The organism is Trinickia sp., assembly GCF_051954495.1.
In the GTDB taxonomy this organism is placed as follows: domain Bacteria; phylum Pseudomonadota; class Gammaproteobacteria; order Burkholderiales; family Burkholderiaceae; genus Trinickia.
Map to the genome: position 1 here is coordinate 1 of NZ_JBQCHR010000093.1, position 10513 is coordinate 10513.

Annotated in this window: 12 protein-coding genes; 6 read left to right on the top strand and 6 right to left on the bottom strand. The window is 64.2% G+C overall.

The features are described from left to right. A partial coding sequence (locus tag ACTHNR_RS13395) for a zinc ribbon domain-containing protein (protein ID WP_440548148.1) occupies positions 1–179 on the top strand: 179 nt, incomplete at its 5' end. A gap of 89 nt (positions 180–268) precedes the next feature. Here the strand turns inward: ACTHNR_RS13395 and ACTHNR_RS13400 are convergent. The 3 genes from ACTHNR_RS13400 to ACTHNR_RS13410 form a co-directional block, all read right to left on the bottom strand. Continuing rightward, positions 269–1420 carry an NAD(P)H-dependent flavin oxidoreductase gene (locus tag ACTHNR_RS13400; RefSeq protein WP_440548149.1) on the bottom strand — a complete coding sequence of 384 codons (1152 nt, stop codon included), beginning with the start codon at positions 1418–1420 and terminating at the stop codon, positions 269–271. Positions 1421–1508: 88 nt separating this feature from the next. Then, positions 1509–2954 carry an oxygen-independent coproporphyrinogen III oxidase gene (gene hemN, locus ACTHNR_RS13405; protein ID WP_440548138.1) on the bottom strand — a complete coding sequence of 482 codons (1446 nt, stop codon included), beginning with the start codon at positions 2952–2954 and terminating at the stop codon, positions 1509–1511. Between the two features lie 121 nt (positions 2955–3075). Further along, a complete protein-coding gene (locus ACTHNR_RS13410; RefSeq protein WP_440548139.1) occupies positions 3076–3936 on the bottom strand; it encodes an MBL fold metallo-hydrolase in 861 nt (286 codons plus the stop codon). Between the two features lie 100 nt (positions 3937–4036). On the opposite strand from ACTHNR_RS13410, the gene ACTHNR_RS13415 reads away from it, so the two are divergent. Genes ACTHNR_RS13415 through ACTHNR_RS13435 form a run of 5 tightly spaced genes read left to right on the top strand, consistent with a single transcriptional unit; the run spans position 4037 to position 7383 of the window. Further along, on the top strand, positions 4037–4372 hold the full coding sequence (locus ACTHNR_RS13415) for an ArsR/SmtB family transcription factor (protein WP_440548140.1): 336 nt from the start codon (positions 4037–4039) through the stop codon (positions 4370–4372). Next, positions 4369–4794: a YeeE/YedE family protein gene (locus tag ACTHNR_RS13420; RefSeq protein ID WP_440548141.1), complete on the top strand. Its 426-nt coding sequence runs from the start codon at positions 4369–4371 to the stop codon at positions 4792–4794. Before ACTHNR_RS13415 ends, ACTHNR_RS13420 begins: the two co-directional genes overlap by 4 nt. 1 nt (position 4795) lies before the next feature. Then, positions 4796–5221, top strand: a complete 426-nt coding sequence (locus tag ACTHNR_RS13425) for a DUF6691 family protein (protein ID WP_440548142.1) — start codon at positions 4796–4798, stop codon at positions 5219–5221. A 16-nt stretch (positions 5222–5237) separates the two neighbouring features. Next, the gene (locus ACTHNR_RS13430; protein ID WP_440548143.1) at positions 5238–6539 is read left to right on the top strand and encodes an NAD(P)/FAD-dependent oxidoreductase; all 1302 of its coding nucleotides are present in this window, start codon (positions 5238–5240) and stop codon (positions 6537–6539) included. Between the two features lie 16 nt (positions 6540–6555). Further along, positions 6556–7383, top strand: coding sequence for a sulfite exporter TauE/SafE family protein (locus tag ACTHNR_RS13435; protein WP_440548144.1), 828 nt, complete (start codon positions 6556–6558; stop codon positions 7381–7383). Between the two features lie 96 nt (positions 7384–7479). Here ACTHNR_RS13435 and ACTHNR_RS13440 read toward each other — a convergent pair whose 3' ends face one another. The 3 genes from ACTHNR_RS13440 to ACTHNR_RS13450 are packed head-to-tail and all read right to left on the bottom strand — an operon-like array spanning position 7480 to position 10449. Continuing rightward, positions 7480–8268, bottom strand: coding sequence for a c-type cytochrome (locus ACTHNR_RS13440; protein WP_440548145.1), 789 nt, complete (start codon positions 8266–8268; stop codon positions 7480–7482). After that, positions 8265–9890 carry a b(o/a)3-type cytochrome-c oxidase subunit 1 gene (locus tag ACTHNR_RS13445; RefSeq protein WP_440548146.1) on the bottom strand — a complete coding sequence of 542 codons (1626 nt, stop codon included), beginning with the start codon at positions 9888–9890 and terminating at the stop codon, positions 8265–8267. The genes ACTHNR_RS13440 and ACTHNR_RS13445 overlap by 4 nt, the downstream gene beginning before the upstream one ends. Continuing rightward, positions 9880–10449, bottom strand: coding sequence for a cytochrome C oxidase subunit II (locus ACTHNR_RS13450; protein WP_440548147.1), 570 nt, complete (start codon positions 10447–10449; stop codon positions 9880–9882). Before ACTHNR_RS13450 ends, ACTHNR_RS13445 begins: the two co-directional genes overlap by 11 nt. Positions 10450–10513: the final 64 nt, after the last annotated feature.

Here is a 10513-nt window from a genome sequence, read left to right on the forward strand (position 1 = left end):
TGAGCGCGGATAACCGGACCACACAGGCGAAGTTCGCCTGTGTCGAATGCGGTTACGAAGAGAACGCCGATGTTGTCGGCGCGCTCAACATTTTGGCGCGGGGACACCGCGTTGCAGCCTGTGGAGAGCCGGTGCAGTCGGGCCGCTCCGTGAAGCAGGAACCTGCCGAGGCGATCTGAGGTAGGCATCATCATTTCAGACGCGGTAGGAATCCCCTGCCTTCAGGCAGGGGAGGATGTCAAGAGGAGCTTCTTGCGTTTCACTGTGCTCAGGCCGGCATCGCTCCCGTCATCAAATAAGCGATGAGATCGCGCACGGGACGAATCTCGCGCCCGAACGGCAACGCCTCCGACCCGCGGAAGAAGAGTCCTCGCTTGACGTCGCCGCCAAGCGCGTAAGCAAGGCGCATGTCGATGCAAAACTGTCCGTGCTTCGCGATGCCGTCGCGCAGCCCGCACTGCTGCAGGCAATCGAAGCCGACCGCACATTTGCGCGGCTTCGCCACGCGTTGGAGCTTCGCTTCCTTCGCCAAGTAATCGGCCAGCCAAGGCGTGCGCACCGCACGCGCGGGAAGTCCGGCTACGCTCATGAACGCGACGATGTCTTCAAGCCTCGCTTCGACGAGTACTTGCTTGAAGTGCGGGTGCGCATCGCCCTCCTCGCTCACGGCGAACGGCGTGCCGAGTTGCACGGCGGCCGCGCCGAGCGCAATGAGCTCGCGCATCCGTTCATGCGTATGGATGCCGCCCGCTGCGATGAGCGGAATGCGCTCGCGCTCGAGCCCGAGTTGCTTGAACAAACCGAGCGCGCTTTCGATCACTTCAGGAAACGCGAAGTGCGGATCGGCGACGCTGTCTAGCGTGGGCGCCCCAAGGTGCCCCGCCGCGTAGCGCGGGTGCTCGATGACGATCGCGTCGGGCAAACGTTGCTTGCGCATCCACTTCTTCAGCACGAGCCCGATGCCTCGCGCGTCCGATAAGATCGGGATCAGCGCAACGTCCGGATGGTTCGCCGTCAGATCAGGCAGGTCGAGCGGCAGTCCCGCGCCGACGACGATCGCATGCGCGCCGCTTTCGCATGCACGTCGCACGTAGTAGGCGTAAGCCGATACCGCACGCATGACATTGACGGCCACGGCGCCGCGGCCGGCCGCGCGCGCCAGCGCCGCGCGCACTTCGCGGTCGAGCGCCTCGAGGTTGGCGGTGTCGATCAGCGCACGGTCGCGCGAACGCGCCGTTCTTTCCATCAGATCCGGATGATGCCGACGCAAGTCGACGCTCGAAATGGTTCCCAACGCCCCGAGCGATGCAACGGTTCCAGCTAGACGATGCGCGGAGATGCCCACCCCCATCCCGCCTTGCACGATCGGCAACAAGGTCTTGCCTTTGAGACGCAGGGGTTCGAATACAGCCTTCGGCATTGGCACGACACAACCTCACGACGATCGAAGTAGCCGGTAGTGTGCGGCGACGATGGCCGCTGGACCTTAACTTGGGTCAATAAGGGGTTTAAATCAATTTGGAATACGAGGCCGCATTCGGTCGTGCAAGATATCTGTCGAACGTCATCGCGATCGCGCGCACGAACATGCGCCCCTTGGTCAGCACGCGGATCACGTCGTCGCCGACGGCGACGAGCCCCGCCTGCTCAAGCGGTGCGAGCGCCTTCAACTCCGCGGCGAAATAGCGCGAAAACTCGATGCCGTGCCGCGCTTCGATCGCTCGATACACGAGTGGCGTACTGCACATCAACGTCATCACCACTTCACGCCGCAGCATGTCGTCGGGGCTCAGCGTAAGTCCTCGTTCGACAGGCAACCGCCCCGTGTCCAACTGTTCGTAATACGTTTTCACCGAGCGGGTAGATTGGCAATATGCGCCCGCGATCTTGCCGATGGCCGAGACACCGAATCCAACCAGGTCGCATTCGGCCTGCGTCGTATAGCCTTGAAAATTGCGCTGGAGACTGCCGTTGCGCAGTGCGCGACTCAACTCATCATCGGGCTTCGCAAAGTGATCGAGGCCGATATAGACGTACCCGGCATCGAGCAGCCTGCGCGTCGCGCGCGTGAAGATGCGCAATCGATCCTCCGCAGGCGGCAACTCGCGCGCGTCGATCAGCCGCTGCGCCTTGAAACGCGCCGGCAGATGCGCGTAGTTGTACAGCGCGATGCGATCGGGCGCGAGCCGCACGACCTCGTCCAGCGTGCGGTCGAAACTCGCAGTCGATTGCCGCGGCAGGCCGTAGATGAGGTCGATGTTGATCGATTCGAACCCGGCATCGCGGCTCGCGCCGAGCGCGCGCTCGACCATCGCGAGCGGCTGGATCCGATTCACGGCCTCTTGCACGGCGGGGTCGAAATCCTGAACGCCGAAACTGGTTCGATTGAAGCCCAGGCCGCCGAGTTCGGACAACGTGCGAGCCGTAACAGTGCGCGGATCGATCTCGATACCGAGTTCCGCATGCGGGGTGAAATCGAATTGGCGATGAAGGGCATCGACGAGCGAGCCCAACTCAGCGATGCTGAAGAACGTCGGCGTGCCGCCGCCCAGATGCAGTTGCGAGGCGCGCCGATCGGCGCCGAGCTCCGGCGCCACCATCGAGATTTCGCGCAGCAAATAGGCGAGATACTCGGATGCCCGGCCGTGCTCGCGCGTGATGACCTTGTTACAGGCGCAGAAGTAGCACAGCGATTCGCAAAACGGCAGATGAACGTAGATCGAAAGCGGCGGCTTCTCGGCGGCGGCGGCGCGCCGTGCGAGATGGCCGCGATAGGCCGCTTCGTCGAATTCAGCGACGAAGCGATCGGCGCTCGGGTAGGAGGTATAGCGCGGGCCCGGGATGTCGAAGCGACGGATCAGCGCTTCCGATATTTCAAGATCGGCGTATCGATCAGGGTCCGATTCTGCCGCGCCGGCTGTGCTTTCTCCGTGTTGCAGACAAGGAGCTGACATGTGCATTTCCATGAACGTGCATGGCCGGACGATGTTGCCGGCCTTCGCTCATTCATTATCGGATCGTCGATCTCAGGGATCTTGACGTGCGTCATCCTTGCTTCGTTCGCGCCAGGCAGCGTCAAAGCGCATTGAGCGGGATCTTGAGGTAGCGCACGCCGTTCGATTCCGGCGTGGGCATGTCGCCCGCCCGAATGTTGATCTGCACTGCCGGCAAGATCAGAACCGGCATCGACAGCGTTCGGTCGCGCGCCGTGCGCATCTCGACGAACTCATCTTCGGACACGCCCTCGTGCAAATGCACGTTTTTCCGGCGCTCCTCGTCCACGGTCGTCTCGCAGTTCGCGTCGCGCGAAGCCGGCGGATAGTCGTGACACATGAACAGCCGCGTTTGCGGCGGCAGCGAAAGCAGCTTGCGCACCGACTTGTAAAGCGTATGCGCATCGCCCCCCGGAAAATCGCAGCGGGCGGACCCGACATCGGGCATGAACAGCGTGTCGCCGACGAACACGGCGTCGCCTATCTGATAAGCCACGTCCGCGGGCGTGTGGCCGGGCACGTGCAGCGCCCGTGCGCTAAGCGCACCCACGGCAAAGGCTTCATCGGCGGCGAACAAATGATCGAACTGCGTGCCGTCGGCCGGCACGTCTTCTCCGAGGTTGAACACGCCCTTGAACGTATGCTGAACCAAGCGGATCTGCTCGCCGATCGCAATCTTGCCGCCGAGGTGGCGCTTCAAATACTGCGCCGCCGACACGTGATCGGCATGCGCGTGGGTCTCGAGCAGCCACTCGACGCGCAAGTCGTGCTCGCGCACGAACGCGATGACGCGGTCGGCCGACGCCGTCGACGTGCGTCCGGACTTGGGGTCGTAGTCGAGCACCGAGTCGATGACAGCCGCCGCGGTGCCGTCGCCGGCGTGGACGACATAGGTGAAGGTCGATGTCGTGGAATCGAAGAACGGCTCTACCTGAGGGCGCATCGCGAAGCCTCTCGTTCAAAGTGATGTTGCCAAACACTATATCAATTCATATAATGTCCATCAACATATTGTTGATCACTCACTTGGCCTCATCGATCACATGGAAAGCCAGCTTACTGCACAAAACCTGGACGACCTGCGCCAATCTGCCGCGCAGTGTTGTGCGCTGCTCAAAGCGATGGCGCACGAAGATCGCTTGCTATTACTGTGCCAGCTCACGCAGGGCGAGCAAAACGTGGGCGAACTCGAGGCCAGCGTCGGCCTTCACCAGCCTAGCCTGTCACAGCACCTGGGCGTGTTGCGCGAAGAAGGACTCGTCGCTTCCCGGCGGGAAGGGAAGTACGTTTACTACAGCCTGGCCAGCAACGAGGTCATCGCCATCATGCAAACGTTGTATGGGCTCTTCTGTGGAAGAAGCAAGGCCGGTGCACGATGATCGTCGACCTGTCGCATTTCACGCCAGGCGCGGCCATTGCAGGCGGGCTGCTCATCGGGGCGGCGTCCGCGCTCTATATGCTGCTGAACGGCCGCATTGCCGGCATCAGCGGCATGATCGGACGTCTCGCCGATAGCCAAACGGCCGACCGCGCCTCACCGCTCGCCTTTCTGCTCGGTCTCATCGCCGCGCCTTGGCTGTGGCGTTTGGGCACGCAACTTCCCGAAACTCACATCGCCGCGTCGCCTTCGATGCTGGCGATCGCGGGGCTATTGGTCGGCTTCGGCACGCGTTACGGTTCGGGCTGCACGAGCGGCCACGGCGTGTGCGGCATCTCGCGCGGGTCGGCTCGCTCGGTCGCCGCCACGCTCACCTTCATGTCGTTCGGATTCCTAACCGTTTTCTTGATTCGCCACACCTGACATGCTCGCATTTTCCGCTCTAGTTGCTGGCCTGATGTTCGGTCTGGGCCTTATCGTCTCCGACATGGCCGATCCGGCGAAGGTGCTCGGCTTTCTCGATCTCGCCGGCCGCTGGGACCCCTCGCTCGCGTTCGTCATGGGCGGCGCCGTGGCGATCGGCTCGATCGCGTTCGCCGTCGCGCGCGGCCGAAGCGCAAGCTTGCTCGGCGCGCCGATGTCGTGGCCCACCCTTAACCGAATCGACCGCCCGCTCATCATCGGCAGCGCACTGTTCGGTATCGGTTGGGGCCTTGCCGGCTTCTGTCCGGGCCCCGCGCTCGTCGCCGCCTCGAGCGGCCAACCCAAGGCATGGCTGTTCGTGCTCGCGATGCTCGCCGGCATGGCCCTTCACTCGCTCGTCACGCGGCGCCGCCTCGCAAGCGCCTGAACCGGAGTTCACTTAAATGTCCACGCAATCCATGCAGCACGACCCCGCCTCTGAAACGGCCGGCCAGATCTCGCCCGAAGGTGTCGCGCCCGCGTGCGCCTGGGACGAAACGTTCGACGTCGTCGTCGTGGGCGGCGGCAGCGCCGGCATCGCCGTGACGGCCAGCTTGCTGCGCCGGCAGCCGGGTTTGAAGATCGCCGTCGTCGAGCCGCGCGACACGCACGACTATCAACCCGCTTGGACGCTCGTCGGCGGCGGCCTGTTCGACGTCGATCGCACGCGGCGTGCGATGAACGAAGTGATGCCAAAGGGCGTCACTTGGATACGCGCGGCCGTCGCGCGCATCGAGCCCGACGAGAATCGCGTGCGCCTCGAAAACGGGGAGGCCGTGCCGTACCGCGACCTCGTCGTGGCAGCGGGGCTGCGCCTTGCGTGGGAGCGCATCGAAGGGCTCGAGCAAGCGCTCGGCAAGTATGGCGTAACCTCGAACTATCGCCGCGACTTGGCGCCCTATACATGGGAACTCGTGCGTTCGATGCGCAGCGGGACAGCGCTGTTCACCCAGCCTGCGATGCCGATCAAGTGCGCGGGCGCGCCGCAAAAGGCCATGTATCTTTCGTGCGATCACTGGCGGCGAGCCGGCGCGCTCGAGCGAATCAACGTGGAATTCAATACCGACGGCGCCGTGCTGTTCGGCGTGGCCGCATTCGTGCCGTCGTTGATGAAATACGTGCACCGGTACCGCGCCAACCTCGCGTTCCGGTCGAATCTCGTCGCCGTCGACGGGCCGGGCAAACTTGCGTATTTCGACGTCAAGGATGCCGCGGGCGAGACGACGCGAGTCGCCAAACCGTTCGAAATGCTTCACGTGGTCCCGCCGCAAGTCGCGCCCGATTTCGTCCGGGACAGCCAGCTTGCCGACGCGGCAGGCTGGTTCGAGGTCGATCACGCAACGCTGCGTCACCCGCGCTATGCAAATGTCTTCGCGCTAGGCGATGTCTGCTCGGCGCCCAACGCGAAGACGGCCGCGGCCGCGCGCAAGCAAGCCGTGATCGTCGCATCGAATCTGCTCGCGATGCGTTCGGGCCTGCCGATGCCGAGCCGTTACGACGGCTACGGCGCCTGTCCGCTGACGGTCGAACGCGGCAAGGTCGTGTTGGCGGAATTCGGCTACGGCGGCAAGCTGTTGCCGACGTTCCCTCTCGATCCCACGAAACCCAGCAAGTTGGCGTGGCTGCTCAAAGCGAAGCTGCTGCCGTGGTTCTACTGGAACGGCATGCTCAAAGCGCGCGAGTGGCTCACCGGCAAGCACGCTTGATCCGCGGCCCCCAATCATGATCGATACGCTTATGACGAGCGCCGCGCTCGGCTCGCTAGTCGGGGTCATTCTCGCGTTGACGGGCGCCGGCGGCGGCATCGTCGCCGTGCCGTTGCTCGTGTTCGGGTTGGGTATCGACGTCGCGACGGCGGGGCCGATCGGACTGGCCGCCGTCGGGATCGCCGCCGCGCTCGGCGCGCTGCTCGCGCTCAGGGACGGTCGCGTGCGATACAAGGCGGCGGCGCTCATGGCAGGCGCCGGCGCGATCGTTTCGCCGCTCGGGCTGTGGCTCGCGCGGCGCGTTCCCAATGCGCCGCTCATGCTGGTGTTCGCCCTCGTCTTGCTCTACGTCGCCACACGTATGCTCTTGCAGCATCGCGCCGCGACGCGACGTGCACCGTCCACGCAGGCGGATCGCGAGCGGACGGCCGCCTGCCGCATGAATCTCGCGCGCGGCAAGCTCGTATGGAGCACCCCATGCGCTCGCGCCTTGACCTTGTCCGGTGCGGTGGCGGGGCTGCTTTCAGGCTTGCTGGGCGTGGGAGGGGGGTTCGTCATCGTACCGGCGCTGCGTCGGATCTCCGACATTCCGATCGAAGGGGTGATGGCGACTTCGCTCGCGGTCATCGCTCTCGTGTCGACCTCGGGCGTGGCCGCCGCGAGCCTGAGCGGTCACATGCCCTGGGGGGCCGCATTACCGTTCACGGGCGGCGCGATCGTCGGCATGCTCGCCGGCCGGGTCGTCGCCCGAAAACTAGGCGGCGCTCATCTTCAACGCGCCTTCGCCATTTTCGCGGGCGGCATCGCGCTCGCCATGATCGCCAAGGCGGTGACGCAACTCTGATCGGATCGCCGCACGATTAGGCCGCGGCGCCGTCAACGTACGAAAACAAGTCCGATGCGTCACGAGTGCGCATCGAGCCTCTGTTTCCGTTGCGCCTTACGGCTGGCTCGAATAGTAGCGCGCGGCCGCTTCGATTTCGGCGGGCGTCATTTGACGCGCCACGTTGCGCATCTGCTCGCTGATGTCGTTGTGGCGATCGCCCGAAGCGAACGCTTGCAGCTGCGCGCGAATATAAGCCACCGGCTCACCTTCGAGCCAAGGCGTGCCTGTCTTGTGGTCGGCCGCGCCGTGGCACGATGCACAGGGCGCGATATTGCGCATGGGCGAGCCCGAGGCGACGATCGGCGGCACCGGCTGCGCCGCGGGGTGATAGGCACGCAGCTTAGGCAAGGAGGCGTAGTAAGCCGAGAGGTCGCGCATGTCCTGATCCGAAAGCGCCGCCACCATCGGGCTCATCACCGCGTTCGTGCGCGCGCCCGTCTGGAAATCTTTCAGTTGCTTATAGATCACTGTTTCGTAGTGCCCGGCCAGATTCGGCGAATTGGCCTGGCTGATACCCTGCGGCCCGTGGCACATCGAGCATCGCAAGGCGAGCGTCGCACCTCGGCCGATCGACAGCGCATCGGCATTCGCAAACATCGTCGGCGTGACGACGACTTCGCTCGTCTTCACGCGCGGGGTGACGGGCGTCGACACGAGCCAGCGCTGGGGCACGCCGGCCGCGCTGCAGATCGCATTCCAAAGGCCCGTGAACGGCGAGTCGGTCTGCACCGAAGGCAGCCAAACGAAGCCGATCAGGATGGAGGCTACCGCAACCGCCGCCGTCAAGCCGACGCTGACGGTAAACCATCGATTGCGCAGCGAGAACAGGCGTTCGGTGCTCATCGCGCGCCTCCCATGTAAATGGCCGGCACCGAGGTCCGGTTCAGCGCCAGCAGCTGTGCAATCGGATATCCATAGTTGACGACGGTCAACGCAATCATCAACGCGATCCACAAGCCGAAGCTATTGAGCGCAATGGGCAGCGTAGCCGGCGGATGCACCGCCGTGCTGAACGTGAATTTTTGCGGGGCGGCCGCCGGGCCGCCGTGGCCTCGCGCGAGCACGATGAAGAACAACACGCCGGATGCAACGAGAATCAGTGCGCCGACGAGCGACATATCGACGGTAATCGCCTCCGGCGCGATCGCCGGATTGCTGTAGTCGAAGTAAGCCATCCGCCTCGGCATGCCGAGGATGCCCGCGTAGTGCCAGGGAAACGTCGTCACGATCATGCCGATGAACCACAGCCACAATTGCCAGCGCATCAGCTTGACGCTCGTGAGAACGCGGCCCGTGAGTTGCGGCCAGAGATCGTAGGCGATCGCGAAGTACATGATGACGATCGCGCCGCCGAAAATCAGATGGAAGTGGCCCGTGATCCACTGCGTGTTGTGGATGGTCGAGTCGAGCTGATAGCTCATGTTGATCAGCCCGCCCGCGCCGCCGAACCCGAGCATGACGAACGAGAACGCGACGGCCAGCATCATCGGTTCGTGCCAAGGCAGGGCGCGCAGCCAGCCGAACGGTCCGCGCCCGCCGCGCAGCCGTCCCGCGATCTCGACCGAGGCGCAAATCGTGAAGACGGTCAGCAGAGTCGGCACCGATACGAGCGCCGTAAACACCGACTGCAGGAATTTGAAGCCCGAACCCACCTGCGGATCGGCGAACAAGTGGTGAATGCCGATCGGCATCGCGACGACGAGGAACAGAATGAACGAGATGCGCGCCATCGCGTCGCTATAAAGCCGGCCGCCCACGGCGCGCGGCACGAGCGTGTAATACGCGATGTAGGCGGGCATGAGCCAGAAGTAGACGATCGCATGCAGCGTCCACGAGAAGAACACGCGGGCGAGGCCGGCGTCGATCGTCGACTTGAGCCCGAGCGCGACCGGCAGAATCTGGAACAAGATTTCGACGGCCGCGCCCACGGCGGTCCATGCCCAAAGGTAGGAGCCCGCCACGTTCGCGAACATCGGCAGCGGCACGGGCTTGCCCGGGTTGGCGCGCTTCCACGTACGCAAGTTGATCGACATCAGCGCCACCCAGATCCACGAGCCCACGACGACGAGCACGACGCCGATGTAGTAGAACGGGTTGCCGACCATGGGCGGGTAGAACGTGTAGAGCACTGAGGCGCGGCCGAGCGAAACGGGGATCATCGCCGTGATCGAGCCGACGGCCACGAGCCACCATCCCGCCCAGGCCCAGCGCTTGCCGACGAGCGGCTGCTCGAGCGAAAGCTCGCTGATCGCGTAGCCGAAACCCATCGCAATCAATGTCGGGAAAACGTAGCCCATGACGGAGCCGTGCGCGGTGACGGACCGGTAATAGAGCTCCGGCTGGCCGAGCCACGCATGCATGGGGCTGCGCACGTACATCTGCCACGCGCCGAGCAAAAGCGCGACACCGAAGGTGGCGAAGGCGAACCAGAAGTGGGCGAGGACGAGTCGTTTGTTATTGAGCACAGCTAAGCCTCCGCGCGTTGGCCGCGAGCTTGTCGAATGCGGCGCGATCGAGCACCAACACGTGCGCCCACATCCCCTCGTGCCCCGTCCCGCAGTATTCGTGGCAGGGCATGAGGTGGTCGCCGCTCTTGTTAAAGCTCGTCTTGAAGGTCGAGACGTACCCCGGCTCGACCATGGAATTGATGTTGGTGTCGGCCACGAGGAAACCGTGCACGACATCGGCGCTCGTCACGCGGAACGTGATCGGCGTTTCGGCCGGCACGACGATGCACTGCGGCGTAAACGAATATTGCTGTGCGACGATGCGCACCGTGACCGAGCCGTCGGTTTCCTGCGCGCTGCCGAGATTGCTCTCGATGAATTCGCCCGATACATGCAAGGTGGTCGGATCGATCGTCTCGACGCGCGAGGGCGGCATCATGGCCCAGTGCAGGCCCGTGTAGACGACCATGGCGACGAGCACCACGATGATCGCCACCGATAGCGCGGCCCATTTACGCTCGATGCGCGCGGCGACCGCGGCGCCCTCGGCGTGGCTGGAAGAGGGAATGTTCGACATGTCGCTCGCTCAGTGGATGACGCCGCGCGGCAAAAAGACGAGGAAGTAAAACGCGAACCAGAGC

Excerpts from the sequence above, each read along its gene's own strand:
- ACTHNR_RS13425 (WP_440548142.1), top strand. The coding sequence starts at position 4,796 with ATGCTCGCATTTTCCGCTCTAGTTGCTGGCCTGATGTTCGGTCTGGGC.
- ACTHNR_RS13435 (WP_440548144.1), top strand. The coding sequence starts at position 6,556 with ATGATCGATACGCTTATGACGAGCGCCGCGCTCGGCTCGCTAGTCGGG.
- ACTHNR_RS13415 (WP_440548140.1), top strand. The coding sequence starts at position 4,037 with ATGGAAAGCCAGCTTACTGCACAAAACCTGGACGACCTGCGCCAATCT.
- ACTHNR_RS13440 (WP_440548145.1), bottom strand. The coding sequence starts at position 8,268 with ATGAGCACCGAACGCCTGTTCTCGCTGCGCAATCGATGGTTTACCGTC.
- ACTHNR_RS13400 (WP_440548149.1), bottom strand. The coding sequence starts at position 1,420 with ATGCCGAAGGCTGTATTCGAACCCCTGCGTCTCAAAGGCAAGACCTTG.
- ACTHNR_RS13410 (WP_440548139.1), bottom strand. The coding sequence starts at position 3,936 with ATGCGCCCTCAGGTAGAGCCGTTCTTCGATTCCACGACATCGACCTTC.
- ACTHNR_RS13430 (WP_440548143.1), top strand. The coding sequence starts at position 5,238 with ATGTCCACGCAATCCATGCAGCACGACCCCGCCTCTGAAACGGCCGGC.
- ACTHNR_RS13450 (WP_440548147.1), bottom strand. The coding sequence starts at position 10,449 with ATGTCGAACATTCCCTCTTCCAGCCACGCCGAGGGCGCCGCGGTCGCC.
- hemN (WP_440548138.1), bottom strand. The coding sequence starts at position 2,954 with ATGTCAGCTCCTTGTCTGCAACACGGAGAAAGCACAGCCGGCGCGGCA.
- ACTHNR_RS13420 (WP_440548141.1), top strand. The coding sequence starts at position 4,369 with ATGATCGTCGACCTGTCGCATTTCACGCCAGGCGCGGCCATTGCAGGC.